At 71.4% G+C, this 26,866-nt stretch carries 19 protein-coding genes, 1 tRNA gene and 2 pseudogenes; 10 read left to right on the top strand and 12 right to left on the bottom strand.

The annotated features are described in order from the left end of the window. The first annotated feature begins 101 nt into the window (after positions 1–101). Together zapE and ACLBYB_RS09610 are read left to right on the top strand one after the other, a co-directional pair. Positions 102–1,334 carry a cell division protein ZapE gene (zapE, locus tag ACLBYB_RS09615; RefSeq protein WP_447698638.1) on the top strand — a complete coding sequence of 411 codons (1,233 nt, stop codon included), beginning with the start codon at positions 102–104 and terminating at the stop codon, positions 1,332–1,334. Further along, a complete protein-coding gene (locus tag ACLBYB_RS09610) occupies positions 1,331–4,306 on the top strand; it encodes a response regulator (RefSeq protein ID WP_447698637.1) in 2,976 nt (991 codons plus the stop codon). The genes zapE and ACLBYB_RS09610 overlap by 4 nt, the downstream gene beginning before the upstream one ends. A 51-nt stretch (positions 4,307–4,357) precedes the next feature. Here the strand turns inward: ACLBYB_RS09610 and ubiB are convergent, their stop codons facing one another. The 4 genes from ubiB to ACLBYB_RS09590 all read right to left on the bottom strand — a co-directional run bounded on the left by ubiB (position 4,358) and on the right by ACLBYB_RS09590 (position 8,792). After that, positions 4,358–5,920, bottom strand: coding sequence for a 2-polyprenylphenol 6-hydroxylase (gene ubiB, locus ACLBYB_RS09605; RefSeq protein WP_132366688.1), 1,563 nt, complete (start codon positions 5,918–5,920; stop codon positions 4,358–4,360). Between the two features lie 31 nt (positions 5,921–5,951). After that, a complete protein-coding gene (gene ubiE / locus ACLBYB_RS09600) occupies positions 5,952–6,737 on the bottom strand; it encodes a bifunctional demethylmenaquinone methyltransferase/2-methoxy-6-polyprenyl-1,4-benzoquinol methylase UbiE (RefSeq protein WP_447698636.1) in 786 nt (261 codons plus the stop codon). 113 nt (positions 6,738–6,850) lie between these two features. Further along, complete coding sequence (gene leuB / locus ACLBYB_RS09595) at positions 6,851–7,960, bottom strand: 3-isopropylmalate dehydrogenase (RefSeq protein ID WP_447698635.1); 1,110 nt, start codon at positions 7,958–7,960, stop codon at positions 6,851–6,853. A 115-nt stretch (positions 7,961–8,075) separates the two neighbouring features. Continuing rightward, positions 8,076–8,792, bottom strand: a complete 717-nt coding sequence (locus ACLBYB_RS09590; RefSeq protein ID WP_447698634.1) for a carbonic anhydrase — start codon at positions 8,790–8,792, stop codon at positions 8,076–8,078. A gap of 194 nt (positions 8,793–8,986) precedes the next feature. Between ACLBYB_RS09590 and ACLBYB_RS09585 the strand changes: the two genes are divergently transcribed. The 3 genes from ACLBYB_RS09585 to ACLBYB_RS09575 all read left to right on the top strand — a co-directional run bounded on the left by ACLBYB_RS09585 (position 8,987) and on the right by ACLBYB_RS09575 (position 11,939). Next, on the top strand, positions 8,987–9,928 hold the full coding sequence (locus tag ACLBYB_RS09585; protein ID WP_447698633.1) for a hypothetical protein: 942 nt from the start codon (positions 8,987–8,989) through the stop codon (positions 9,926–9,928). A 269-nt stretch (positions 9,929–10,197) separates the two neighbouring features. Next, positions 10,198–11,763 carry a 2-isopropylmalate synthase gene (locus ACLBYB_RS09580; RefSeq protein WP_447698632.1) on the top strand — a complete coding sequence of 522 codons (1,566 nt, stop codon included), beginning with the start codon at positions 10,198–10,200 and terminating at the stop codon, positions 11,761–11,763. A 100-nt stretch (positions 11,764–11,863) separates the two neighbouring features. Further along, positions 11,864–11,939: transfer RNA gene (locus tag ACLBYB_RS09575), tRNA-Lys, on the top strand. A 378-nt stretch (positions 11,940–12,317) separates the two neighbouring features. Here the strand turns inward: ACLBYB_RS09575 and ACLBYB_RS09570 are convergent. Both ACLBYB_RS09570 and ACLBYB_RS09565 read right to left on the bottom strand, forming a co-directional pair. Beyond that, a complete protein-coding gene (locus tag ACLBYB_RS09570) occupies positions 12,318–14,792 on the bottom strand; it encodes a Hint domain-containing protein (RefSeq protein ID WP_447698631.1) in 2,475 nt (824 codons plus the stop codon). Between the two features lie 713 nt (positions 14,793–15,505). Beyond that, complete coding sequence (locus ACLBYB_RS09565; RefSeq protein ID WP_447698630.1) at positions 15,506–15,685, bottom strand: hypothetical protein; 180 nt, start codon at positions 15,683–15,685, stop codon at positions 15,506–15,508. A 508-nt stretch (positions 15,686–16,193) separates the two neighbouring features. Here ACLBYB_RS09565 and ACLBYB_RS09560 point away from each other — a divergent pair. After that, a complete protein-coding gene (locus ACLBYB_RS09560) occupies positions 16,194–16,466 on the top strand; it encodes a hypothetical protein (RefSeq protein WP_020092139.1) in 273 nt (90 codons plus the stop codon). Between the two features lie 174 nt (positions 16,467–16,640). Here the strand turns inward: ACLBYB_RS09560 and ACLBYB_RS09555 are convergent, their stop codons facing one another. Both ACLBYB_RS09555 and ACLBYB_RS09550 read right to left on the bottom strand, forming a co-directional pair. Further along, positions 16,641–16,934 (bottom strand): hypothetical protein, encoded by a 294-nt coding sequence (locus ACLBYB_RS09555; RefSeq protein ID WP_056527929.1) that lies wholly within the window; start codon positions 16,932–16,934, stop codon positions 16,641–16,643. Between the two features lie 231 nt (positions 16,935–17,165). Further along, positions 17,166–19,841 carry an excinuclease ABC subunit A gene (locus ACLBYB_RS09550; RefSeq protein ID WP_447698629.1) on the bottom strand — a complete coding sequence of 892 codons (2,676 nt, stop codon included), beginning with the start codon at positions 19,839–19,841 and terminating at the stop codon, positions 17,166–17,168. 298 nt (positions 19,842–20,139) lie between these two features. Here ACLBYB_RS09550 and ACLBYB_RS09545 point away from each other — a divergent pair, with 298 nt between their 5' ends. Continuing rightward, the gene (locus ACLBYB_RS09545; RefSeq protein WP_447698628.1) at positions 20,140–20,955 is read left to right on the top strand and encodes a dienelactone hydrolase family protein; all 816 of its coding nucleotides are present in this window, start codon (positions 20,140–20,142) and stop codon (positions 20,953–20,955) included. 14 nt (positions 20,956–20,969) lie between these two features. On the opposite strand, the gene ACLBYB_RS09540 is transcribed toward ACLBYB_RS09545, so the two are convergent. Beyond that, positions 20,970–21,482 carry a CYTH domain-containing protein gene (locus ACLBYB_RS09540; protein WP_091677196.1) on the bottom strand — a complete coding sequence of 171 codons (513 nt, stop codon included), beginning with the start codon at positions 21,480–21,482 and terminating at the stop codon, positions 20,970–20,972. Positions 21,483–22,072: 590 nt separating this feature from the next. Here ACLBYB_RS09540 and ACLBYB_RS09535 point away from each other — a divergent pair. The 3 genes and pseudogenes from ACLBYB_RS09535 to ACLBYB_RS09525 all read left to right on the top strand — a co-directional run. Further along, a pseudogene (locus ACLBYB_RS09535) lies at positions 22,073–22,534 on the top strand (glycine cleavage T C-terminal barrel domain-containing protein); the annotation flags it as partial. Next, positions 22,527–23,120, top strand: a complete 594-nt coding sequence (locus ACLBYB_RS09530) for a sarcosine oxidase subunit gamma (RefSeq protein WP_447698627.1) — start codon at positions 22,527–22,529, stop codon at positions 23,118–23,120. The pseudogene ACLBYB_RS09535 and the gene ACLBYB_RS09530, both read left to right, overlap by 8 nt. Then, positions 23,117–24,469 carry an L-serine ammonia-lyase gene (locus ACLBYB_RS09525; RefSeq protein ID WP_447698626.1) on the top strand — a complete coding sequence of 451 codons (1,353 nt, stop codon included), beginning with the start codon at positions 23,117–23,119 and terminating at the stop codon, positions 24,467–24,469. The genes ACLBYB_RS09530 and ACLBYB_RS09525 overlap by 4 nt, the downstream gene beginning before the upstream one ends. 35 nt (positions 24,470–24,504) lie before the next feature. Here the strand turns inward: ACLBYB_RS09525 and ACLBYB_RS09520 are convergent, their stop codons facing one another. The 3 genes and pseudogenes from ACLBYB_RS09520 to ACLBYB_RS09510 all read right to left on the bottom strand — a co-directional run bounded on the left by ACLBYB_RS09520 (position 24,505) and on the right by ACLBYB_RS09510 (position 26,772). Beyond that, a complete protein-coding gene (locus ACLBYB_RS09520; RefSeq protein ID WP_447698625.1) occupies positions 24,505–25,017 on the bottom strand; it encodes a prolyl-tRNA synthetase associated domain-containing protein in 513 nt (170 codons plus the stop codon). 8 nt (positions 25,018–25,025) lie between these two features. After that, positions 25,026–25,759: pseudogene (locus tag ACLBYB_RS09515) on the bottom strand (electron transfer flavoprotein subunit beta). After that, positions 25,756–26,772 carry an FAD-binding protein gene (locus ACLBYB_RS09510; protein ID WP_447698624.1) on the bottom strand — a complete coding sequence of 339 codons (1,017 nt, stop codon included), beginning with the start codon at positions 26,770–26,772 and terminating at the stop codon, positions 25,756–25,758. Before ACLBYB_RS09510 ends, ACLBYB_RS09515 begins: the two are co-directional and overlap by 4 nt. Between the last annotated feature and the right edge of the window lie 94 nt (positions 26,773–26,866).

Genomic DNA, 26,866 nt, shown 5'->3' with positions numbered 1-26,866 from the left:
GAGCTTGCGCGGCACTGGAACAGGCCCCGGGTCGTTGACCGCCGATGCGGGTGCAGGGGGTGCCGAACCGGTACCGCGATCAGCAGCGAGGAACCGGCGGCGTGAACGACAGATCCGGCAAGCCCATCGCCCCGTCGCCGGCGGCGCTCGCCGGTGCGGTCTCGCCCGGCCCGGTCCACGAGCGCTACGAGGCGCTGGTCGCCACCGGCGCCATCGAGCGCGATCCCGCCCAGGCGCACCTCGTGCGCGCCCTCGACCGGCTGGTCGTCGACCTCCAGCGCCGCAAGCGGGCCAGCAAGACGAGCGCTCTGGGGTGGCTGTTCCGTCGCAAGGACGAGGCCGAGACGATCAAGGGCCTGTACATCTGGGGCTCGGTCGGGCGCGGGAAGACCATGCTGATGGACCTCTTCCACGAGGCGGCGCCGGAGCCGAAGCGGCGCGTCCATTTCCACGGTTTCCTGGCCGACGCGCACGAGCGGATCCACGCCTACCGTCAGGCGCTGAAGGCCGGCACCGTCAAGGGCGACGACCCGATCGGACCGGTGGCCGACCAGCTGGCCGACGAGGCGACCCTGCTGTGCTTCGACGAGTTCACCGTCACCGACATCGCCGACGCGATGATCCTGGGTCGCCTGTTCAACCATCTGTTCCGGCGCGGCGTCACCGTCGTCGCGACCTCGAACGTCGAGCCAGACCGACTCTACGAGGGCGGCCTCAATCGGGCGCTGTTCCTGCCCTTCGTGGCGAACCTCCAGGAACGCGTGACCGTCGTCCGGCTCGACTCCCGGACGGATTTCCGGCTCGAGAAGCTCGGCGGCGCGGCGGTCTACCATGTCCCCGCCGACGCGGCGGCGCGCGCGGCCCTCGACGCCGCCTTCAAGGCCCTGACCGGCAAGGCTCGCGGCCTCCCGGCGACGGTCACGGTCCACGGCCGGGCCGTGGCGGTTCCCGAGCAGGCGACCGGCGTGGCCCGGTTCGGCTTCGACGATCTCTGTCGCCAGCCCCTCGGCGCCTCCGACTACATGGCACTCGCCCGCGCCTACCACACGGTGATCCTCGACGGGATCCCAGTGATGGGCGAGGCGGAGCGGAACGAGGCCAAGCGCTTCATCACGCTGGTCGACACGCTCTACGACCGGCACGTGAAGCTCGTGGCCTCCGCGGCCGCCGAAGCGCAGGACCTCTACACCGCCCGGACCGGCCGCGAGGCCTTCGAGTTCGACCGGACCGTCTCGCGCCTCATCGAGATGCGGTCGCGGGAATATCTCGGCCAGCCGCACGGCCGGCCGGATTCCGAGGCGTCGGGCGCCACCACCGGGCTGGTGGAGACGTGAGCGCCCCGTCGCGCGCCGGATCGATCTTCGGCCTGCGCCGGCGCAATTGGCGCGGCGCCGGCCCGCTGGGCTGGCTCCTCGGCTCGCCCGTCGCCTTCATCCTGCTGATCGTCGCCCTGGGCAGCGGCACGGCCAATTACGTGACCGGCGAGACCGACCGGGCCGCGACCGCCCGTGCGAACGCGACGATCGCCGGGATCGAGCGCCTGATCTCCGAGGTCAAGGACCTGGAGACCGGGGAGCGCGGCTTCGTTCTGGTCGGCAGCGAGGATTACCTCCGACCCTACACGACCGCCCTCACCAAGATCGACACGGAGCTGACCGGCCTCGGCGCCGCCGCGCAGGAGTCGGTCCGGGCCGGCGGCCCGTCGCTCGCCGGGCTGATCGCGCAGAAGCGCGACTTCGCCGCCCGGGTGGTGGAGGCGCGGCGGAACCGGGGCTTCGACGCCGCCATCGACCTCGTCCGCACCGGCGAGGGCAAGCAGCTGATGGACGCGATCCGCGCCGAGTCGGCGGCCCGGCAGGCCGCGACCCTGGAGCAGCTCGCGACCATCCAGGCGCGCGAAGCGTGGCGCGGACTCCTTCTGTTCCTCCTCTCCGCGGCGGCGGCCCTCGGAGCGATCGTGCTGCTGGCGCGCCTCGCCCTGGTGCGACGGCAGGAATCCCTGCGGATGTCCCGCCTCCTCGACGGGGTGCTGGCCAACGCGCCGGTGGGGCTCGGCTTCCTCGACCGTGACCTGAAGATCCGGCACATGAACCGGGCGCTCGCCACCATGAGCGAGCGCGGCTTCGGGGCCGATCTCGGCGCGCCGATCTGGGCCATGCTCCCGACGCTGCGGGAGGAGCTGGCCCCGAAGCTGGCCGCGGCCCTAACGGAAGGCCTGGTCTCGCCGAACGTGCCGGTGGCGGTGCCGACCCCCTCGGCGCCGGGCGGCGTGCGGCATTTCTCGATGAGCTTCTATCCGCTCCGGGGCGAGGAGAGCGCGGCGGCCGACCAGAGCGTCGAGGGCGTCGGCCTCGTGGTGGTCGACGAGACCATCCGCCACCTCGCGGAGGCCCGGCTGCGCCGGAGCGAGGAGCGCTTCCGCTCGCTGATCGAGGCGAGCGCCGCCATCGTCTGGACCGCCAACCCGGAAGGGAGCCTCCATCGCCGCCAGACGGCCTGGACCCGCTTCACCGGCCAGGACGAGGCCGCCTACGCGGGACTCGGCTTCCTTGACGCGGTCCACCCGGAGGACCGTGCGCATACCCGCGCCGCGTGGACCCGCGCTGTCACCAGCCTGGAACCCTACGCCACCGAGCACCGGATCCGCGCCGCCTCCGGGACCTACCGGCACATGAGCGTGCGCGCCGTCCCGATCCTCGAACCCGACGGCACCCTGCGGGAGTGGGTCGGGACCCACACGGACATCACCGAGCGCAAGGAGGCCGAGGCCGCGATCGAGGCGGCGCGTGCGGCGGCCGAGGCCGCCAACGCGGCCAAGAGCCAGTTCCTGGCCAATATGAGCCACGAGCTGCGCACCCCGCTCTCGGCGGTGATCGGCTATTCCGAGATGGTGCAGGAGGAGCTGGAGGATATCGGCGAGGCCGATCTCGTCACCGACATGAAGAAGATCGAGACCAACGCCCGCCACCTCCTCGGCCTGATCAACGACGTGCTCGACATCTCGAAGATCGAGGCCGACCGGGTCGAGATCTACGCGGAGGATTTCGAGGTCGCCGCCGTGGTGCAGGAGGTCGCGGTCACGGTCGAGGGTCTCGTCGCCAAGAAGGGCAACACCCTGGCGCTGGAGCTGGAGCCGGGCCTGGGCAGCGCGCATACCGACGTGACCAAGCTGCGGCAGTGCCTGATCAATCTCCTGAGCAACGCCGCGAAGTTCACCGAGGATGGCCGGATCACCCTGGCGGTCGCCCGGGCGGACGGTGCGCTGCGCTTCTGCGTGGCCGACACCGGCATCGGCATGACGCGGGAGCAGGTCGGCAAGCTGTTCGAGCGGTTCACCCAGGCCGACGCCTCCACGACGCGCCGGTTCGGCGGCACCGGGCTCGGCCTCGCGATCACCCGGGCCTTCGCCGAGATGCTGGGCGGCTCGATCACCGTGGACAGCCGCGAGGGGCAGGGCACCACCTTCACGCTGACGCTGCCGGACCGTTTCGAGGCCGCCGCGGCCGAGGACGCGGACCCGGCCGCATCGGGAGGCGGCGACCGCGGGACGATCCTGGTGGTCGACGACGACGCCGCGACCCGCGATCTGCTGGCGCGCTTCCTGGAGCGCGAGGGCTTCTCGGTGACGGTCGCCGAGGACGGGCGGCGCGGGCTCGATCTCGCTCGCAGCCTGCATCCGCGGGCCGTGCTCCTCGACGTCACCATGCCGCAGATGGACGGATGGGCGGTGCTGCGGGCCATCCGGGCCGATCCCGAGATCGGCGCGACGCCGATCGTGATGGTAACGGTCCTGGACGAGCAGAACCTCGCCTTCTCCCTCGGCGCCACCGACTACCTGCAGAAGCCGATCGACTGGGGAAGCCTGCGCCAGATCGTCGACCGCTTCCGCCTCGCCTCGGGCGACGGCGCGATCCTCGTCGTCGAGGACGAGGCCGACGTCCGCGAGCACGTCTGCGCCTATCTCGCGCGCGAGGGCTTCCCGGTCCGCGAGGCCGAGAACGGCCTGCGTGCCCTGGCAGCCCTGGAGACGGAGCGTCCGTCCCTCATCCTGCTCGACCTGATGATGCCCGAGATGGACGGCTTCGCGTTCCTCCGGGCGCTGCGGGCCCGGCCTGACAGCCGCGACGTGCCGGTGGTGGTGCTCACCGCCAAGGACGTCACGGCCGAGGACCGGCGCCGTCTGGCCGGTCAGGCCGACCGGGTGCTCGCCAAGGGCTCGACCGGGCTCAAGGAGCTGGCCCGCGAGCTGCGTGCCCTGGTCCCCGCGACGGAGGACGCGCCCGCCCAGGGACCCGAGCCCGGCTGAGCGCCCGCGGACGACGCGCGGTCCCGGTCCCGGATCGGGGATGGTGCCGCGTCAGAGACCCCGGAACGCCAGTATCAGCGCGCCGACGGCGATGCCCCACAGGGCCAGCGTCGACCAGATCGCGCGGTAGCGTTCGTTGCGGGCGAAGCGCTCCAGCCGGCGGGCATCGCCGGTGCCGGCCTCGTCGAGGCGGACCAGCACGCGCTTCAACCGCATGGCAAGGTCCGGGATGTCGCCGACGACGTCGGAGACGACCTTGAGGGCGTCCAGGCCGCTCTGCGCCCGGCCGACCGGCCCCATGTTGCGGGCGATCCAGGCGCGCACGACCGGCTCGGCCGTGGTCCACATATCGAGGCGCGGGTCGAGGGAGCGGGCGACGCCCTCCACCACCACCATGGTCTTCTGGAGCATCACCAGCTCGGTGCGGGTGCTCATGTCGAACAGGGCCGTGACGTCGAACAGCAGGGTCAGGACCTTGGCCATCGAGATCTCGTCGGCCCGGCGCTGGTGGATCGGCTCGCCGATGGCGCGGATCGCCTGAGCGAAATCCTCCACGGAGTGGTGGGCCGGCACGTAGCCCGCCTCGAAATGGACCTTCGCCACCCGGCGGTAATCGCGCAGGATGAAGCCCAGCAGGATCTCGGCGAGAAACCGGCGCTCGTTCGGGCCGAGGCGGCCCATGATGCCGAAATCGACCGCGACCAGCCGGCCCTCGGCATCGACCAGCAGGTTCCCCTGGTGCATGTCCGCATGGAAGAAGCCGTCGCGGATCGCGTGCCGCAGGAAGCTCTGGATGACGGTCCGGCCGATTGTCTGCGGATCGTGCCCCCGGGCGGCGAGCTCCGCGGCGCTGTGCAGGCGGGTCCCCTCGATCCACTCGGCCGACAACACCTCGCGGGCGGTCAGCTCCCATTCCGGCCTCGGCACACGGAAGTCCGGATCGTCCTTGGTGTTCTCGGCGAGCTCGGAGGCGGCCGCCGCCTCCAGGCGGAAATCCATCTCCATCAGCACCGAGCGTGCGAGGATCTCCACCACCTCGCGCGGGCGCAGCCGCTCCGCCTGCGGCGACAGGGCGTTCACCACCCGCGCCATGAAGCGCATGACCTCGAGGTCGCGCATGAAGCGCTCGCGGACGCCAGGCCGCATCACCTTCACGGCGAGGGCGCGCTGCGTGCCGTCGGGATCCTGCACGATCGCCTTGTGGACCTGCGCGATCGAGGCGGCGGCGATCGGCTCGCTGAACGAGACGAACAGGGCGCTCACGGGCTTGCCGAGGGCGGCCTCGACGGTGCGAAGCGCGACCGCCTGCGGGAAGGGCGGCACCCGGTCCTGCAGTTTCTCCAAGTCGAAGGCCGCGCGCATGCCGACGATGTCGGGCCGCGTCGCCAGGAACTGGCCGAATTTCACGTAGGACGGGCCGAGGCGCGTCATCGCCGCAGAGAGCCGGGCCGCCCCGTCGTCGAGGCCGGGCCGCTCGAGGGAGCGGCCGATCCGCAGGGCGAGGCGCAGGTGCGGGGGCAGCTCGGAGGGGTCGACGAGGGCGAGGGCGCCCTCGCGGGCCAGCACGAAGCCGACCCGCGCGCCGCGGAACAAATTGACGGCGGCGCTGATCACCGGTGCTGGCTCCCGTCGCGCGCGGCGGCGGTCAAGAGACCTTCCAGCCCGAATGGATGGCCACGATCCCGCCCGTCAGCGCCCGGTCGGTGACGTGCCGGAAGCCCGCGCATTCGATCATGCCCGCGAAGGCGCCGCGCGTCGGGAACTTCCGGATCGACTCCACGAGGTAGCGGTAGGACTCGGCGTCCCCGGCCACCCGGGCGCCGATGCGCGGGATCACGTTGAACGAGTAGGCGTCGTAGATGCGGTCGAGCAGCGGGATGTCGACGGCCGAGAATTCCAGGCAGAGGAAGCGCCCACCGGGCTTCAGCACCCGCCGCGCCTCGGCCAGCGCCGTCTCGATCCGCGGCACGTTCCGGATGCCGAAGGCGATCGTGTAGGCGTCGAAGGACGCGTCCGGCAGCGGCAGCGCCTCGGCGTTGCCGGTCACGAAGGCGATCCGGTCGCCGGCCTCGTCGACCTTGCGCTCCCGCGCCCGCTCGGCGCCGACCCGCAGCATCGACTCGTTGATGTCGAGGACGGTGACTCGGGTGCGCGGACCGCCCGCGGCCAGCACCCGGAAGGCCACGTCGCCGGTGCCGCCGGCGACGTCGAGATGCGCGAAGGCGCGGTTCTGCGGCGGCCGCAGCATCGAGACGAGCTGCGCCTTCCAGGCCCGGTGCAGGCCCGCCGACATCAGGTCGTTCATGATGTCGTAGCGGCGGGCGACCGAGTGGAAGACGCTGTCGACGCGCCCCTGCTTCTCGTCGAGCGCCACGCGCTCGAAGCCGAAATCCGCGCTCGCGCGCTCAGACGCCCCGTTTCCGGCCTTCATGACGCTCCCAATCCTCGATGGGCGCGTCATAGCGAAGGTCGCGCCCGACCGCCATGCGTCGAAACACGCGGCTGGGGACCGACCCCGGTGCTGCGACGCGCCGAAGACGTGTCTCAGCCGACCCGGGTGCGGAGCGCGTCCGCCACCGCGCTGGCCATGGCGCGCGTGCCCATCGGGTTCGTGCCCTCGCCGGCGATGTCGGCGGTGCGCGCGCCGCCCGCGAGGGCGTCCGTGATGGCGCCGTCGAGGGCGTCGGCCGCGTCGCCGAGGCCGAAGGAGTAGCGCAGGCACATGGCGAGCGAGCCGATCATGGCGATCGGGTTGGCCTTGTCCTGGCCGGCGATGTCGGGCGCCGAGCCGTGGACCGGCTCGTAGAGCGCGCGGCGCAGGCCGCTCGCGTCGACCGCGCCGAGGGAGGCCGACGGCAGCATGCCCAGCGAGCCGGTAAGCATGGCGGCGATGTCGGAGAGCACGTCGCCGAACAGGTTGTCGGTCACCAGCACGTCGAACTGCTTGGGCCGGCGCACCAGCTGCATGGCGCAGTTGTCGGCGAGGATATGCTCGAGCTGCAGGTCGGCGTAGTGCTCGGCGTGCACTTTGGTGACGACCTCCTTCCAGAGAACGCCCGACTTCATCACGTTGTGCTTCTCGGCCGAAGCGACCCGGCCCGAGCGCTTGCCCGCGAGGTCGAAGGCCACGTGGGCGATCCGCTCGATCTCCGCCGTCGTGTAAACCTGGGTGTCGACTGCGCGCTTGGAGCCGTCCTCCAGCGCGGTGATCTCCTTCGGCTCGCCGAAATAGACGCCGCCGGTGAGCTCCCGCACGATCATGATGTCGAGCCCCTCGACCAGCTCGCGCTTCAAAGCCGAGGCCTCGGCCAGCGCCGGGTAGCAGATCGCCGGGCGCAGGTTGGCGAAGAGGTCGAGTTCCTTGCGCAGGCGCAGCAGGCCGGCCTCGGGGCGGTTCTCGTAGGCGACGCCGGCCCATTTGGGACCGCCGACCGCGCCGAGCAGGATGGCGTCCGCGTCCCTCGCGCGCTGCAGGGTCGCGTCCGCGAGCGGGACGCCGTGCGCGTCGAGGGCGCTGCCGCCGACGAGGTCCGTCTCGGTCTCGAAGGTCGCGAGACCGGTCTCCTTGAGGGTGTCGAGCACCACCTGCATACCGCCGGCGACCTCCGGGCCGATCCCGTCGCCGGGGAGGAGCAGGAGCTTGTAGCTGGCCATGACGGTCTCGCGGGTTCGGTCTCGACGTGCCGGCGGGCTTTATCGAGGCTGCACCGTCATTGGCAAGCTTCGGCAAAGCGCCGGCCCGGAGGCCGGGACGGATCGGGCACCGCGGTCAGAGGATCACGACCCGGCCGGTGCCGATGTCGTAGAAGCCGCCCACGACCTTCACCCGCTCGGCGGCGACGGCCTCCGCGATGATGGGGCCGGCCTGCTCGAGGCGCTGGACGCTGTGCCGGACATTCTGGGCGATGGCCTCTGCGAGGGGATCCTGCGCACGCGCCTTTTCGGCCAGATCCACCGCCGGGCGAATCGCCTCGATCAGCACGGGGAGATGACCGGGGAGCGACGCGTTGGTCTTCATGACGTCGATCGTCGCCTTCACGGCCCCGCAATCGGAATGGCCGAGGACGAGGATCAGCGGCGCGCCCAGGACCGACACGCCGTATTCGAGGCTGGCGAGACCGTCGGTGGTGACGAAGTTGCCGGCGACGCGGACGACGAACAGATCGCCCGGTCCCTGGTCGAAGATGAAATCCGGGGCGACCCGGGCATCGGCGCAGCCGACGATACACGCGATCGGATACTGCGCCGCGGCCCGCGCGGCGCGACCGGCCGAGAAGTCCCGGTTCGTCGACGTGTTGGCGACGTAGCGGCCGTTGCCGTCGCGCAGCCGCGTGAGGGCCGCCTCGGGCGTGATGGCGTTCGATCGCGCGCCGTCGGGGGCCGCCTCGGCCCGCCGGATCCCGGCGGAAGCCCCCATCACGGTACCGGCCGCGGCCGCGGCCAGCAGGCCGCGCCGGGAGAGAGAGGGTCGATGCAGATCGCACACGGTGGACGGTCCCCTTCGCATCTGACGCCGGCCAGGCCCGGCGGACCGCTCGCTCCGGCAGCGCTGAGACAAGCACTGCGAGTCGTATCCCGGCGCGTTCTTCACCACCGAGTCCAAACTTTGCAGGGAATCCTGGACCGAAGGCCGGGTGCGCGGCATCCCTTCGGCCGGGATCCAGCTGAGTCGGGGCGCGGATGTTGGACGATCATTTCCGGGCGCGGATCACTCTGCTTCGATCCGAGCGCGATTTCCGCCTGGCGGTCGCCGGTTACTGCCAGGGCATGATCGAACCGGCGCAGATTGTTTGGCCGAGCCACAAGCTGCTCAATCAGATCGGGCGCTACGTGGTCTCGTTCATGCTGATCCACAACGACTACGCGTGGCGCCAACACGGGGGCCCGCGTCCCACCCTGACGGTCCTCCAGGCGATGGTGGGATCGAGCCCGAGGCAGACGGCCGGCTTCGTGTCGGCCCTGAAGGCCGGGCGATTCGTCACCGCGGTGGCGGATCGGGGCGACGGGCGCGTGAAATGCCTGCAGGCGGCGCCGCCCCTGGTGACCGAGATCGCGCGGAGCGGGCGCCTGTTCGTCGCCGCCATGGACGCGGTGACCCGTCGCGACCCGGGCCACGCCGGGATGCTCGACGGCCCCGACCGGCTCGGGGAGTTGGTGCGCCTTTCGGCCGCCCACGTGCTGCGGCACGGCACGCTCATCGCGCCGTTCCCGCGGGTGCTCCATTTCGCCGGACGGGACTGCGGCTACCCGCTGCTCACGGCCCTGGTCGGGGCCCACTATGCCGCCACGGTGCCCGGCGCGCCGGCGGCGGTGTCGCTCAGCCTGCGCAGTCTCGCCGAGCGGCTGGACGTGTCGCGGGCCCATGTCGGCAACCTGCTCGGCGAGGCCGAGACCGCGGGATGGATCCGGATCGCCGGCGGCCACCTGACCGCCTTCGACCCGACGCTGCTGGCGGAGTTCGAGGTCTGGGCCGCCGGGCAGATGCTGTTCTACGACGATCTCGCGGCGGCGATCCTCGCGGAGGCGCCGGCCGCGCCCGCCCCGGTCCGCTCCTCCGAACGCGCCGGTCTCGCTTGTGTTCCGGTCGATCCGGGGATACCTACGGGCGGCACCGCGCCGTGAGAACGTCCCGCGCGGGTCGCCGACAGGAGAGACGAGCCTTGGCCAGCGCCGGCTCAGCGATCGAGACCGCCCGCGCCGCCTCTACGGCGCTTCGGTCCCGTGCGCGCCGCTCCGGGCTCCTTCTTCCGCTTCTGCTTACCCGCCCCTGAGGGCCGTCCGGGCGTGCGCCTGGGCCTTCAGGGGAGTTCTTTCATTCGCGAATCCGCCCGCGAGGGCACCACGCCGCGCCGCGCCATCACGTGCCGGGCGGCCCGCGACAGGGTAATGCCATGACTACGACCAGCACCGCTTCCGCCCGCGACCGGATCCTGATCTTCGACACGACGCTCCGCGACGGCGAGCAGTGCCCCGGCGCCACCATGACCTTCGACGAGAAGCTCGCGGTCGCCGAGTTACTCGACACGATGGGCGTCGACATCATCGAGGCCGGGTTCCCCATCGCGTCGAACGGCGATTTCGAGGCGGTCTCGGAGATCGCCCGGAGGACCAAGCGCGCGACCATCGCCGGACTCGCCCGCGCGATCCCCGCCGACATCGCCCGGGCCGGCGAGGCCGTGCGCCACGCCAAGCGCGCGCGGATCCACACCTTCGTGTCGACCTCGCCGATCCATCTCGCGCACCAGATGCGCAAGAGCCAGGACGAGGTCGTCGAGATCATCCTCAAGACCGTGGCCCAGGCCCGCGACCTCGTCAAGGACGTGGAGTGGTCGGCCATGGACGCGACCCGCACGCCGCTCGACTACCTGTGCCGCTGCGTCGAGGCGGCGATCAAGGCCGGCGCCACGACCATCAACCTCCCCGATACAGTCGGCTACGCCACGCCTTCGGAGTACCGCGACATGTTCGCGAACGTCCGCGCGCGCGTGCCGAACGCCGACAAGGCCGTGTTCTCGGTCCATTGCCACAACGACCTGGGCCTCGCGATCGCCAATTCCCTGGCGGGCATCGAGGGTGGCGCCCGGCAGGTCGAGTGCACGATCAACGGCATCGGCGAGCGGGCCGGCAACGCGGCGCTCGAGGAGATCGTGATGGCGCTGCGCACCCGCGCCGACGTGCTGCCCTACGAGACCGGCGTGGAGTCGACGATGCTGACCCGCGCCTCCAAGCTCGTGAGCCACGCCACCAACTTCCCGGTGCAGTTCAACAAGGCAATCGTCGGCCGCAACGCCTTCGCGCACGAGAGCGGGATTCACCAGGACGGCATGCTGAAGAACGCCGAGACCTACGAGATCATGACGCCGGCCTCCGTGGGGCTGACCAAGACCTCCTTGGTCATGGGCAAACATTCCGGCCGGGCGGCGTTCCGCTCCAAGCTGGAGGACCTCGGCCTGCACCTGTCGGACAACCAGTTCCAGGACGCCTTCGACCGGTTCAAGGCCTTGGCCGACCGGAAGAAGCACGTCTACGACGAGGATATCGAGGCGCTGGTCGACGAGAACCTCGCCACGGCCCACGACCGCATCCGGCTGGTCTCGCTGTCGGTCATCGCCGGCACCCGCGGACCGCAGCGCGCCACGCTGCGGATCGCCGACGAGACCGGAACGCGGATCGAGGAGGCGGACGGCAACGGGCCGGTGGACGCGGTGTTCAACGCGATCTCGGCGCTGGTCCCGCATCAGGCGCAGCTGGAACTCTATCAGGTCCATGCCGTGACCGGCGGGACGGACGCGCAGGCCGAGGTCTCGGTGCGCCTACGGGACGGCGAGCGCAGCGTCACCGCGCGCGGCGCCGATCCGGACACGCTCGTGGCATCGGCGAAGGCGTATCTGTCGGCGCTGAACAAGCTGTCGGCTCATTCCGTGCGCGTGCATGCACAGCATGCGGCGGCGGAATGAGAAAAAGCGGCGGCCGGGGGTGGACAGGCCCCGGCCGCGTTGGTATCAGCCCGCCACCCCGGACGGACTTGGTGGCCACCGGGCGGTCGCAGAAGCGATCGGGCGCATAGCTCAGTTGGTAGAGCAGCTGACTCTTAATCAGCGGGTCCTAGGTTCGAACCCTAGTGCGCCCACCAAGACTTAGCCTACTTCCTGCGGACCGGATCTCAATCCCGGTGAGCGAAGGGTAAGAAGGCGAAGCGACCAACAATCTTCATTGCAGCGTTGAACCGCTCTGCGTTCGCCGAACTGCGACGGGCGAGCCAAGTCCGCGGAAGCCTCGCTTCATGGCCGAGGGCTACGATTCGGTTCGCCAAGCCATCGCAGCGCTTCGAGATTGAGTTCTGACGGTCGGCTTCGAAAATACGCGTCGATGGAGGGGACTGGCTCACGATCGTCACCGTCGCACGATTGCGCCTCGCCCACATTCCCCTCCGTCCGCGCAAGCCGCCGAAAAAGCCCCGCGCGGCGGTGCCGGTGGGGCTGAGGGTGGGCTCCGGATGTCCCGATCGACGCTACGCGGCCAACAGCGCAATCCAAGCCCCTGCCGCATCCATCCGCTTGGCGCACATCAAGAGGCCATCGGCCGAGCGACGCACTTCGACACGATGATGAACGTGTGGAGCGAGGCGTACATGCACACCGAGGTCGAAGCCGCATCGCCCGTCGCCGAAGCCGGCCGCGGCCAGGTCCGACCGGAACTCGGCCGTCACCGCGAACGCGACGACGGCACCGTCCACCAACACGTCCAGGCACAGCGGGATGTCGGGATGCGCCTCGTCGCGCGCCCAGCCCCCGACGTGCAGCAGGCCATCGCCCGTCACGCCGCATCGGTCCAGCCACGCTCGCACCGGGCCCGGCTCTGCAGCACCGTCGAACGAGACAGCGCGGAGGGCTAAGCGCCCGCGCAGCGCGGCCAAGTCGGGGCCGAGTTCGGCGCGGGGAGCGTAGGGCATGCGCCCGGTGCCGACGTCGAGGGCCTGCGCGCCATCGAAGCCCCCGCGCACGCCGGGCGCCGCCAGGAAGCTCTCCGCCGGAGCATTCTCCGCGAGCAGCAGGTCGTGGGTGTCCAACTCGACGTGCCAGTATGTGAGATCCGCCACCGCCTCGCCACGCGTGATGCTCGAGCCGTTGACCAGATGTCCCGCGGCCGCGAGCAGCCCGTCCAGCCACAGGCAGTGATCTGGAGAGACAAACAGGTCGCGGGCGGGCACGCCCTCGCCCAGCGCGTCGGCCCGGATGCGGACGGGGCGCTCGGCCGGGGGAACCATCGATCCCCGGTACGCGCGGGTGCCGATCCAACGGATCGGGCGCGGCGTACCGGCAGCCGTGATGGCGAGATCGCCCACCGCGAGCTGCTCCACCGGCACGTCCGAGATGACCCGATCGCGCAGGACACGGATCCGCGTCCCGGTCACGTAGCAGGGTGCAGGGTTGGCCGGCTGAGATGGGTTCGTGGGGTTCGGGGCCGTAGCGGCGCGCACGATCGTGCCGCCTTGGCCGTCCGAAACCGCCGCGAAGCTGGTCGTGCGGGGGGCCGACAGCACGAAGTTCTCGCTCACCTGCCCGCCACCGGAGCGGGTGCCGGTGATGGTGATCGAGCTGTTCGCACTGTTGTAGCTGACGCTGGAGTTGGTCAGGCCGGCGAGCGCGATCTCGTTGCCCGAACCGAAATTGGAGATGGTGTTGGCGAAGGTGCCACCATTGGTCGGCTGAGCCGCCACGTTGAGCCCGAGGCGCGCTGTCGCCGTGCCCGACATCGTGCCGAAGGTGATCGTCCCCGTGCCGGCCGAGGTCGGACCGCCGAGCTGAAGGGTGCTCGACACCGCGCCGCCGTTCGAACCGATCGAGGTGTCGCCGGAGTAGGTGCTGACCCCTGTCAGCGTCTGCGTGCCACCGGTGACCGCCACGCCGCCAGTACCGGAGATCGCGCCGCTGTAGCTGGTCGAACCGTTGGTGATGGTCAGGGCCTGCGCACCGAGCGTCGTCCCGCCGGTGCCCGAGAGCGTGGTGATCGAGGCACCGGCCGTCGTCCCCGAGATGTCGAACGTGCCGGCGTTGGCTACGGACCCGAGATTGTTGGGAGCGTTGCCGAGGACGCGCAATGTCGTGGCGCCGCCGGCGATCCCGAGGCCGCCGTTCAGCGTTCCCGTGCTGGGGGTCAGGCTGTTGGTGCCGCCCGTGACGTTGATAGCGACGGCCCGGACGGTTGTGCTGCCGCCGGTGAAGCCGCCCGAGATCGTGCCGGTGTTGGTGATGGCGATGTTCGCGCCGGACAGACCGGCTCCCCCCTGGCCCGCGACGCCCGCCGTCCCGCCGTTCGCGGCTCCGCCCAGGCCGCCGTTTCCGCCCGTGATCTGGCCGGTGTTGGTGCCCGTGCTCCCGTAGAGGAAAAGTCCGATGCCGCCGTCACCGCCGGAACCGCCGGAAGCGCCGGGACCGCCGGCGGCACCGCCGGCACCGCCGTTCCCGCCGGTGATCTGAGCGCTCGCGATGAAGGATCCGGGGCCGGGCTCCACGAAGCCGTAACCACCGCTGCCGCCGCCACCACCTCCGCCCGTCCCGTTGCCGGCACCCCCCGCTCCACCGGTGCCGCCTGTCCGCGAAAAGGTGAAGCCTACGCCATTCCCGGTGTTGGAGAGGTACTGGCCGTGGCTGCCGCCGCCGCCGCCGCCGCCGCCGTCGCCGGGATTCGGACCGGCGAGGCCAGCCCCGCCAGCCCCCCCGAAAAAGCTGGAGCCCGTGTTGGTCGAGTAGGCGCCACCCGTTCCCGACGTGTTGGTGACAGTTCCACCAGCCGCCGCGCCCCCGTTGCCGCCGGCGCCTCCGACCGAGCCCGCGGCACCGCCCGCACCTCCGCCGCTCCCCTGGGCAGAAGCGCCGCCGTTTCCACCGGCCGCGCCGGTGCCGTTCGCCACCTCGTCCGCCCCGGGCTGACCGCCGGTGCCGTTGACCGGATCTGCGCCGCTCCCGCCCTGACCGCCCGACATCGCCGCGTTCCCAACCATCCGTATCGACCCGCCATCCGCAATCTTGCGCGGGCGGGTGCTTGCCGTCAGCGTGACGCCTGTAGGCCCTCGGAGTCGAGGATGCAGCGTCGCCTAATCGGTGATCGCCGGGCTCGAGACAGCGCTTTTTGATCCGTTGTGCTCTCTCCGCGACAGGAGGTCAGACTGATCTGGCACGGAAACTGATTTGATGGCCTTTCATGCCCCTCTGCTGGGAAGAATAGTTATCAACAAGTCGACAGGTTGGTTCGCACGCCACTCTTGCGCCCCAGCGCAGGGGTCGATCCAGATGTGGCCCGTCCGCAGTGCGACATATCTCAGAATGGATTCGGCGAAGCCCCGCGCGACGAATGCCGGCGGGGCTGAGGTCGGCTCAGGGTCGGGAGCTTAGTCTGCGCGCGGGCGGCGCCTCTCCTTCCTATGTCTCGATCGCGCCGATTTCCGAATTGGGCTCGGCCATGCCGTTCCCGATCAGCTACGCATAGAAGGCCAGAGCGTGGCCCGCGCCCGATTCGCCGCGTCAGGCCCGCTCGCCTTCGAGATCACCCCGAGGGGCTTGGCGACTGTCACCCGGGTCAAAGAGAGAAGCGCCTCATTGTGCAGCGGCTTCCAAGTGGCTGCTCGGTCTTCGATCCGAACGTCACGACGGCCCGCGCCTCGGCGAAATGCTCCTCGTCGTGCGGATCCTACCCGAGCTAAGCCAGCACCAACCGCTCGCTCGCCGCTCGCCGGGCATTCGTCGGCGAGAGCAGCACGCCCCGGCCGAAGGTGTCCCGTTTGGTCTGACCGATGGCGCTGCGGTACTGGACGATCCGCTGCCGCGAGCCGCCCGCGCCGGTGCGCAGGCCGAAGACAGGGAGGTCGTCGAACACCACGAGGCGATCTTTTCCGACCGCGAGTTCGCGGCGGCAGCGGTCTGTTCGGCGAGGCGACTTCCGGCAAGCAGGCAGAGCGTCTTCAGCGGTGCCCCGCGTTGGACAATCGGCGGGTCCATCGATTTCAAGAGCGCGCTCAAGCTGTCGGCGACGCCGGCAAGCAGAACATGCGCGTCTCGGCGCCCGGAGCGTCGTCCTCTTACGCAGCGGGTCCCAGGTTCGAACCCCAGCGCGCCCACCGAGCCTTCGAGGACCATGGCCGAACCGCTCGGCAGCGTGCTCCGCCAACCTTTCTTGCCTTCGGCGCGTCCTACGAAGGTGCGGCGCGTTTTCCGATCTCGACGTGGGGGCGCCGTCCCGGTTAGCTGGTGTGGCACGGATCGGAGGGTCAGGAGGGAGCTGTGACAGGAGTTCGGCTGCGCGTGTCCGCCCCAAGGTGTCGTGCCCGCGCCGGTCGCGTCGGCGTAAAGCCCTGCATGTCCGGCGGAGAGCGGGATCGGGAGGGGACATGACGTCCACCGCTCTCGCCGTGATGATGGCCGGCGTGCTGGGGGCCTTCTGCACGATCGTGTTCGCGGTCGACTGGGTACCGGGCTCCGTCGTTGGATTGCCGAACCTGCCGAGCCGGCGCGTGATCGGCCTGTGGGTCTACAACGGCGTTCTCTGCCTCGCCCTGGCTGCTTGGTTGGTGTGCACGTATTTCTGCACCGTCGACGGCTACGACGACATTCCCGCGGTGCGCGACAGCTACTGCAGGCCGCACGCGACCGTGGGCGCGTGACCGGCGCTTCTCCGGGCTCGGCGGGGCGCTGTGGCCCGCACGGGGGGGCCACCCTGAAAGTCGGGTCCGCGGCGGCGCATACGGGTCAGGGCCTGACCAACCGTCCGCCGCGCGGCACGCCGACGGCGCTGGATCGGCCGGCGACGTCCGGCCGGAATGCCCGGCGTGGATCCCTTAGCTGAGCTTGTCGTCGGGCTCCGTGGGCTCCACGCTCGTGCCCAGCGCACCGCCCGCGGGCGGATCGGTCCGACCGCGCTGGTCCCGGCCCGAGACTCCGTCCGTCTCGCCCGCCCGCTGCCCATGCGGGTGCAGCGCGTGACGGTCGGCGCGGGCCATCTCCTTGTGGGTCGGGATGGACCGCCACGGCGCCGAAGCGGTTCCCAGGCGAAGCGTTGAAGGGGACCGCGTGAGGAACACCGCGAGCAGCACCCACGGAATGACGAACACGGCGAACGCGGTGAGGCCCATGGCGACTCTCCGGAGAATTCAGCAGTAACGGTTGAAACTCCGGCAGCTCAGTACTGATCCCGCAGACCTCACTTTAATCGATACTGCACCGCAGCGCGTTCTCCGGCGCGCAAGACGCGGAACACGATCGACCCGTCAGACCGTCGGACCAGTGCCGGCAACCCGGCGCGTGACGCGTGCGCGCGGCACGCCTTCGTCCTCCGAGCCCTGTGCCGGCCGCGGTGGGTGACCTCAGCCCGGCGGCCGCGTGCGGACCGTCGCGAGTTCCTCGCGCAGATAGGGCGACGTGCGGCCGGCCGCGGCCGCGGCGACGATCTCGGGCCGGCCGGCGGCCACGACGGTGCCGCCCTGGTCGCCGCCGCCGGGGCCCATGTCGATCACGTGGTCGGCCCGGGCGACGACGCGCATGTCGTGCTCGACCATGACGACGGTGTTGCCCGCGTCGACCAGACCGTTGAGCTGGACCATGAGGCGGTCGACGTCGGTCGGGTGCAGGCCGGTCGTCGGCTCGTCGAGGACGTAGAGCGTGCCGCCGCGTTGCCCGCGCTGCAGCTCGGTGGCGAGCTTGATGCGCTGGGCCTCTCCACCGGAGAGTTCGGTCGCCGGCTGGCCGAGCCGCAGGTAGCCGAGGCCGAGATCGCGCAGCACGGTGAGCGGCCGCAGCACGGACGGCTCGTCCGCGAAGGCCGCGCAGGCCCGGTCGACGGTTAGCGCGAGCACGTCCGCGATGCTCAGCCCGTTCCACGTCACCGCCAGCGTCTCCGGCGCGTAGCGCGTGCCGTGGCAGGTCGGGCAGGGGGCGTAGACGCTCGGCATGAACAGCAGCTCGACGCTGACGAAGCCCTCGCCCTCGCAGGCCGGGCAGCGCCCCTTGGCCACGTTGAAGGAGAAGCGGCCCGCATCGTAGCGGCGCCGCCGAGCCTCCGGGGTCGCGGCGAACAGCTTGCGGACGGCGTCGAACAGTCCTGTGTAGGTGGCGAGGTTCGAGCGCGGCGTGCGCCCGATGGGCTTCTGGTCGACCTGCACCAGGCGCCCGATCCCGTCCATGCCGCCGGCGATGCGGCCCTCCGACGGGCCCGGCACCTCGTCCAGGGGATCGTCCGGCTCGTCCTCGGTCTTCACCGGCCGGCCGAGACGCTCGCCGACCAGCTCGAGCAGGGCCTGACTGACCAAGCTCGACTTCCCGGAGCCCGAGACGCCGGTCACGGCGGTGAGACACCCGATCGGGAAGGGGACCGAGACGCCCTTCAGGTTGTTGCGAACGATGCCTTCGAGGCGCAGCCACCCCGCGGGCTCCCGCGACGGCCGCGGGGGCGCCTCCACCAGCCCGAACAGGTAGAGCCGCGTCCGGGACGCCGCGACGTCACGCAGGCCCTCCGGCGGCCCGCTGTAGAGGATCGTGCCGCCGTTCTCGCCCGCTTCCGGCCCGACGTCGACCAGCCAGTCGGCGCGGCGCATGGTGCCGATGTCGTGCTCGACGACGAAGAGCGAATTGCCCGCGGCGCGCAGCTCGGCCAGCGCGTCGTGCATGGCGTCCCCGTCGGCGGGGTGCAGACCGGCCGTGGGCTCGTCGAGCACGTAGACGACGCCGAACAGCTGTGAGCGCAGCTGGGTCGCGAGGCGGAGGCGCTGCAGCTCACCCGACGACAGGGTCGTGGTGACACGGTCCAGCGAGAGGTAGCCCAGGCCCAGATCCGCGAGCGTCCCGATGCGCGCGATGAGGTCCGAGGCCAGGCGCTGGGCGGCGAGGCGCTTCTCGATCGACAGGTTCGGCGTGACGCGCACGTCCGGCGCGCCCGCATGGGCCGAGCCACCGGACGCGGCACGCTCGGCGCGGTCCTTCCGGCCCACCGCGCGGTCGAGGGTGGCGGGTGCGGCGTCGGCCTCGGGCTGCCGGTCCTCGGCCGCCGGCCTCAGGGCCTCGGCGAGCGCCGAGAGCGGCATGCGTGAGAGCGCGCCGATATCCAGCCCGGCGAACGTGACCGAGAGCGCCTCGGGCTTCAGCCGCTTGCCGTGGCAGGCCGGGCAATCCTCGCTCACGAGGTAGCGCGCGGCGCGGCGGCGCATCAGCGCGCTCTGCGAGTTGGTGAAGGTGCCGAGCACGTGGCGGCGGGCGCTGGTGAAGGTGCCCATGTAACTCGGCTCCAGGCCGCGGCGGCGGGCGAGCCGCGTCTGCTCCGGGGTGAGGCCGGCATAGACCGGCTCCTGCGGCTGCTCGTCCGTGAACAGGATCCAGTCCCGGAGCGTCCGGGGCAGCGCTTTCCAGGGCGTGTCGACGTCGACGCCCCGGCTGACAAGGATGTCCCGCAGGTTCTGGCCGCCCCAGGCCTGCGGCCAGGCCGCGACGGCCCGCTCGCGGATCGTCAGGGACGGGTCCGGCACCATCGAGGCTTCCGTCGCCTGGTAGACCCGCCCGAGGCCGCCGCAGGATGGGCAGGCGCCCTGCGGCGTGTTGGGCGAGAAGTCCTCGGCGTAGAGCATCGGCTGGCCGGGCGGGTAGGTGCCGGCGCGCGAGTACATCAGGCGCACGAGGCTCGACAGGGTCGTGACGCTGCCGACCGAGGAACGCGCGCTTGGGGTGCCGCGCTGCTGCTGGAGCGCGACAGCGGGCGGGAGGCCCTCGATCGCGTCGACGTCGGGGACGCCGACCTGGTCGATCATCCGCCGCGCGTAGGGCGCGACCGATTCGAAGTAGCGGCGCTGCGCCTCCGCGTAGAGGGTGCCGAAGGCCAGCGAGGACTTGCCGGATCCGGAGACGCCCGTGAACACGACGAGCGCGTCGCGCGGCATCTCCACGTCGATGTCGCGCAGGTTGTGCTCCCGCGCGCCCCGGACCGTGACGTAGCCCGTCCGCCCCGCACCCGCCCGCGCGATCGTCGTGTCGCGCCGGGGTTTCGCTTGGTCCATGAGCAGCCTTCTCGAAGGAGGCCGGCGCCCCCGCGGATCGTGAAATCGGGAGACCGGAGACCGGAGACCGGCGCGGGCGACGGGGCCGTCACCGCGCGGGCCGCCGTGGCGACCCGTATACCGTCCGGCCCACAAACCGAAGCCGGACCGCGCCGGGAACGCGTCAGACAGCTGGCTTCGCGGCGGAGCGACCGGGATAGCACGGTCGCAGGCGTGGACCGTCGCCGCAGCACCACCGGACCGGATCAGGTCACGGGCCTTCTCCTCGCTCCTGGCGATCGGCGGCCCGAGACGTGGGGTGCGGTCGACGGCCTGGCGATTTTCCGAAGGCGGGCGCAGAACGTGTGGGCGCCCCGTCGAGGAACCGAGCATGGTCAACGAGCACGTCGCGATCCGGACCGAGGACGGCGTATGCGGGACGCACGTCGTCGCGCCGGACGGCGCGGGGCCCTGGCCGGCCGTGATCCTGTACATGGATGCCGGCGGTATCCGACCGGCCCTCGTCGACATGGCGCGGCGGCTCGCGACCGGCGGCTATCTCGTTCTGTTACCGGACCTCTTCTACCGCTACGGGCCCTATGGCCCCTTCGTCCCCGCGGACGTGTTCAAAGGCGATTTCCGAGCGATCCTCGGCCCGCTGATGGCGACGACGGACAATCTCAAGGCCGCGACCGATACAGCGGCGCTCCTCGCCTATATCGACACGCGCGACGACGTCGCGGGGCGTGCGGTTGGGGCGGTAGGCTTCTGCATGGGCGGCCGCATGGCTATCACGGCGGCCGGCACGTATCCGGACCGGTTCGCCGCCGTCGCCAGCTTCCACGGCGGCAATCTCGCGACCGAGGAACCCGCGAGCCCGCATCATCTGGCGCCCGCGCTGAGGGCCGAGGTGTATATCGCGGCCGCCGAGAACGACGGAAGCTACCCGTCCGCGATGGCCGAGCGGCTGGAGACGGCGCTTTCGCGAGCCGGTGTCCGGTATGCGGCGGAGACCTATCCCGCCGCGCACGGCTGGATGATGCCGGACTTCCCCGTCCACGATCGCGCGGCCGCGGAGCGCGGCTTGGCGGCGATGGGCGCCTTGTTCGACCGCGCCCTGCGCAGCACGGGCTGAGCGCGGCCGCGTCGCTAAGCGGCCACCGGCAGCCGCAGCACGTCGTCCATCGTGATCGGCCGGCCGGCCTCGCAGCAGAGATGGAGCAGTGTGGACTGGCGGAACCGCAGGTCGCCGGTCACCTCCTCGCCGAGCCAAGCGGGCTTGCTGAAGGACTGATCGGCCCGCGCGAGCTCGACCTCGGCCAGGACCATCCCGGCCAGCGAACCCTGGAAGACGTCGACCTCCCAGGTCAGTCCGTCGTGCGGCACGCAGTAGCGGATCTTCTCGATCACGTTGCCGGTGCACACCTGATCGACCATGGCGGCGCCGTCGGCATGCGGGATCTCGTACTCGAACTCCGCGCGGGCGATGCCTTCGCGCGCGCCCTTGACCGTCAGCCAGGCACGCTCGCCGTCGAGCCGCACCCGGACCTTCCCGCGCGCGAAATGACCGACCAAGCCGTCCTTCAGGTGCCGAATGGATGTGGCCGCGTCGCGCCAGCCCGCGCCTGCCACGAGGAACTTCCGCTCGATCTCTAACCGCATTCACGCGTCCATTGCTTCGGCCGGACGCCTCGTAGCCCATCGGGGCCGCCGAGTCAGGCGGACTGGGGCATCCGGTGCGGACGCGCGGGAACGGGACTCGGCCTCGACGCAGATGTGCCGCTCACCGTTACGGCAGAACGATCGTCAGCCTCTCGGATCGCCGTCGATCCGGCGACGTCGTGCCCGGGCGCGAACCGTGCCGTCGGCGTGACCGAGTCGATGATCGCGGGAGCGTAAGAACAAGCGGCGGCGCCGCGAACGATGGGCCTGCAAAGGAACGCGGCCGTTCCTGCACAATATGTTCTCATCGCTGTCTAAATCGGTACCAATGCTGCAGTGCATTGTGAATTCATGACGGTAAAATTCCGGACGTGTCGTCTTCCCGCCAGAAAGCGTCGCAGAAAGGCAAGCCCGTGAGGGGCCCGCCGGTAGCTTTTCATTGTCATTGATATAAGGCTCGCTCAGCTCAGGGTAATAATCGACGACTGTAAAATGCAATAGATCGCAGAGATCGTAACCACATGGGTCGTATTACCTTAGCGGTCGTGAGCTAGATCTTCGGCTGGAGCTGCGCGAGGGCCTCGCGACCCGGGACCGAGATGATGCACGTCTTCCGGGCCGAGAAGGGCTACATCATCGTCAGTCAGGAGACGGACGGGACCGTCACCCCGGATGCTGTCGGGCTGGCCGGCATGATCGCCAAGGCGAAGACGGATTTCGTCGGCAAGCGCTCGCTCGCCCGGCCCGACGGGGTCGCCTCCGGCCGCAAGCAGCTGATCGGGCTCGTCACCGACGACCCGCGATGCGTCCTCGACGAGGGCGCCCAGGTCGTCGCCGACCCGAACCAGCCGATCCCGATGCGGATGCTCGGCCACGTCACCTCAAGCTACTGGAGCACGAATTGCGAGCGCTCCATCGCGCTGGCCCTCGTGGCGGGCGGGCGCGACCTGCTTGGCCAGACCCTCCACGTCACGACCCCGGACGGCTTCACCACCGCCACCGTGGCCGAGCCGGTGTCCTTCGATCCCAAGGGGGAGCGCATCCATGCTTGAGGCACGCTACCGCACCGCCCGGGCGCTCCCGCTCGGCCGCACCGAAGCGCCCGCGCCGGTCGGCGCCGGCCTCCTGATCCGGCCGGCCGCGGCCGAGGCGCGCTTCTCCCTGCGCCTGCGCGGTTCCCTCGGGTTGGCGGCCGGTTTCCCCCTCGACCGCCCGATCAACACCCTGTCGGGCGACGAGACCCGGTGGATCGCCCGCCTCGGCCCCGACGAGTGGCGGATCGGCGCGCCCGAGACCGATGCCGACATCCTGGCCGCCGCCGCGACCGCCGACCTCGCCGGCCGGGCGCACGCCCTCGTGGACGTGTCGCACCGCAACGTCGAAATCGACGTCCGCGGGGACGCGGCCGCGATCGCCCTCAACGCCGGATGCCCCCTCGACCTCGGCGACGCCGCCTTCCCGGCGGGCAGCGCCACCCGCACGCTCCTCGCCAAGGCCGAGATCGTGCTGATCCGTCGCCCCGGCCCGGTCCCGATATACCGGGTTGCGTGCTGGCGGTCCTTCGCGACCTACGTGTATGGCTTGCTGAAGGAAGCCGCCTTCGGGGCCGGCCCGCTGGAGAGAGCCGCCGCGCGATGATCAGCGCCTTCGATCTGTTCAAGATCGGGATCGGCCCGTCGAGTTCCCACACGATCGGGCCCATGGTGGCCGCGCGCCGCTTCCGCGACCGCATCGCCGGCCGGTCCGGCGTCGCGCGGGTGTCCGCGGAGATCTTCGGCTCCCTCGCCTGGACCGGGCGCGGCCACGGCACCGACGTGGCGATCTTCCTCGGCCTGCTCGGCCACGAGCCCGCGACCGTCGATCCGGACGCCGTGGCGGGCTACACGCGGGACCTGGCCGAGACCGGCGCCATCGGCCTGCCGAGCGTCGCCTTCGACCCGACGAAGGACCTGGTCTTCAACTTCACCGAGGTGCTGCCCCGCCACACGAACGGCATGCGCTTCCGCGCCCATGACGCCGACGGCGCCGTGCTGGACGAGGTGGTCTGCTACTCGGTCGGCGGCGGCTTCGTCGAGGAGGAGGGGGCGGGGGAGACCGGCGGCCCCGGCGCCGTCGCGGTGCCCCACCCGTTCGAGAGCGGTGCCGACCTGCTGCAGATCTGCGCCGAGACCGGCCTCACCATCCCGCAGGTCCAGATGGCCAACGAGCGTGCCCTGCGCACCGAGGCGGAGATCGAGGCCGGGCTCGACGCCGTCCGCGACGCCATGCTGGCCTGCATCAGTCGTGGCCTGCGCATGGACGGCGAGCTGCCCGGCGGCCTCAGGGTCCGGCGGCGCGCGAAGCGCCTGCACGAGACCCTCGAGGCGACCCGCCTCACGAACAGCCGGCCGGCCCACGAGATCATGGACTGGATCAGCCTGTTCGCCCTGGCGGTGAACGAGGAGAACGCGTCCGGCGGCCGGATCGTCACGGCGCCGACCAACGGCGCGGCCGGGATCGTGCCGGCGGTGCTGCGCTACATCGTCGACTTCTATCCCGGCTGGAGCGAGGCGCGCGGCCGCGATTACCTCCTCGCCGCCGCGGCGATCGGCGGCCTGATCAAGCGCCGGGCCTCGATCTCGGGCGCCGAGGTCGGCTGCCAGGGGGAGGTCGGCTCCGCGGCCGCCATGGCGGCCGCCGGGCTCGCGTCCGTCCTCGGGGGCGACGCGCGGCAGGTCGCCAACGCCGCCGAGATCGCCATGGAGCACCATCTGGGCATGACCTGCGACCCGATCGGCGGGCTCGTCCAGATCCCCTGCATCGAGCGCAACGCCTTCGGCGCCAACAAGGCGGTGGCGGCCGCATCCCTCGCCCTCCACGGCGACGGGGTGCATTTCGTCAGCCTCGATCAGGTCATCGAGACGATGCGCCAGACCGGCCACGACATGCAGGCCAAGTACAAGGAAACCTCCCTCGGCGGCCTTGCGGTCAACGTGGCCGCCTGCTGAGCGCGACGTCCCGCGCGGCCTCGCAGGGGACCGTGTCAGGCCACCTGCGACGCCCCCGGCAGCGCGAACGGCTCCGGCGCGTGACCCTCCGCGCGGAGCGCGGCCAGCAGGTCGTCGGGCGCGAGGTTGAGGGTGCGCGTGCTCACCAGGGGATGGACGTTGATCCGCGCCTCCGCGAGCAGGCTGTCCTGGACGAAGATCCGCACGCTGTCCGGCGCGGCATTCAGGGCGGCGAGCGGCGAGACCGCGCCGCTCGCGACGCCGAGCTGCTCGCCGAGCGCCTCGGCACTGGCGAAGGACAGGCCGCCCCGCGCGCCGAGGACGGCCCGGAACGCCTTCAGGTCCACCTGGGCGTCGTGACGGAGCGTGACGAGGAAGTACGTCTTCTTGCCGTCGCGAAGGAACAGGTTCTTGGTGTGCGCGCCGACGATGTCGCCGCAGGCCGCCATCATCGCCTCGACGGTCAGGACCGGCGCGTGCTCGTTGAGCTTGTAGGTGACCCCGAGCGCGCGCAGCCGGGCCAGGAGATCGTCGGAGGTCATAGCCATCGGGTTCCTCATCGGGATTCGCGGGCCGGCGGACCGAGGACGCCGATCCGGCGCAGGTGAGCCAGAATCTCCCGGGCGGCCTCTCCGGTCGCCGCCCTCAGCCGCTCCGCCGCCGAGCCGCCGGACGGCGCACCTTTCACGATTTTCGGCCGGCGGCGATAGGGGCGCTCCTCGAAGACCGGGACGGGGGCCGCCGCCGCGGCCGGGTCGCCCGCAACGGTCTCGATCACGCCGTGCGGCGCCTGCCCGTAGGCGAAGGGGAGCGGCGCGGGCGCGTCGGGATGGATCGTGGCCAGGACCGGACCGCGCAGGCGCACGCGGCGGCGGGCACCGCGGCCGAGGGTCTGGTCGAGGGACAATTCGCCCGCGTCGCCGGGCGCGAGGGCGACGATATCGGGGATCAGGAGGCAGTCGAGGGCCTCCGCGACCGCGTAGGGAACCATCCCGGTCTCGTCGCCCCCTGGCCGCGACGGCCCGCGAGGATCAGGCCGGGCGCCATCCCCGCGAGGCGCGCGGAGAGGGCCGGCACCGGATCTGCCCCCGCCGGCACGCGGACGTGGACGATCCGGGACAGGCCGTGGCCCAGCGCGTCCGCGACGGCGGCCGCGGCCGGCCCGGCGTGGAGGCCCACGGCCTCGCCGAGGCCCGTCGCGAGACGGATCGCCTGGGCCTCCAGCCGCGGCAGGGCCGTCGCGCCCGAGACCGGATGCCGTCCCGCGGAGAGGAGCACGACGCTGGTCACGGGCTGCCCACCGGGCACGCGGCTTCCTCGGCCAGGAGCCGCAGCAGGGCGGGCATGACCGCCTGCGCGTCCTGCACGATGGCGAGGCCCGCCCGCTCGATCATCGCCGCGTGCAGGTCGGTGTTGATCGCCACGACGTGCTCGCAGCCCGCGATACCCTGCAGGTGCTGCGGCGCCCCCGTGATGCCGAGGGCGAGGTAGCAGGTCGCCGCCAGGACGATGCCGGAGGCGCCGACCTGGGTTCGGCGCGGCATCTGCCCGGAATCGCACAGGACCCGGCTTGCGCCCGGGGTCGCGCGGAGCGCCGCGACGAGCTGCCGGAACGCGTCGAGGTCGGTCACCCCGTTCCCCGCGGCGGTGACGAACGCGGCGAGCGCGAGCGGCACCCTGGCCGGATCGGCCTGGACGTGCCGCACCGAGAGGACCGCCGTCCCGGCGAGCGCGGGCTTCGCCACCGCGACCGCCAGCGGCCGAGCCTCCCAGGGCGGCCCAGCATACTCGGCCACCGCGTCTGGGGCGACGGTGGCGAGCAGGCCCGGCGCGGCCCGCTGCTCGACGCTGCGGCCCCGCGCCGGGCGGACCAGCCCGGAGGCGGAGACGCCCTCGGCCTGGGTGAACAGCAGCGCGCCGAGCCGGACCGCGACCCGGCGGGCGACGTCGCCGCCGTCGATGGATTCCGGGAACAGGACGTGCCGCGGATCGAGCGCCGTCAGGGCCGCGGCGATCCGGGCGGCCCGGCCGGCGGGATCGTAGGCGCTATCGTGGAAGGCCCGCACGGCGCCGTCGTCGTCCCGGACGATCGCCACCGAGGTCTTGCCGATGTCGACGACCATGACGTCGCCGGCCTCCGGCACGTCGGGCTCGACGCCGACGTAGATCCAGTGGCGGCCGAAGATGACCGCCATGTCGGCCTTGAAGACTTCGGGGCTCAGGTAGAACTCGGCCGGCAGGCTGTAGCCGCGACGGCGCTCGCACCAGAGACGCTGCAGAGGGGTCGGCGTCACGTCGAGCATGGGACCTCCGGAGCCATTCAGGCCCCGAAACTATCGTCGCCGGACCGGCCGCCCGCTGCCACGCCAGCGACACTCGCTTGGTCAACGGCGACGT

Source organism: Methylobacterium sp. D54C, assembly GCF_053345595.1.
This window is presented reverse-complemented; position numbering and strand designations above follow the sequence as displayed.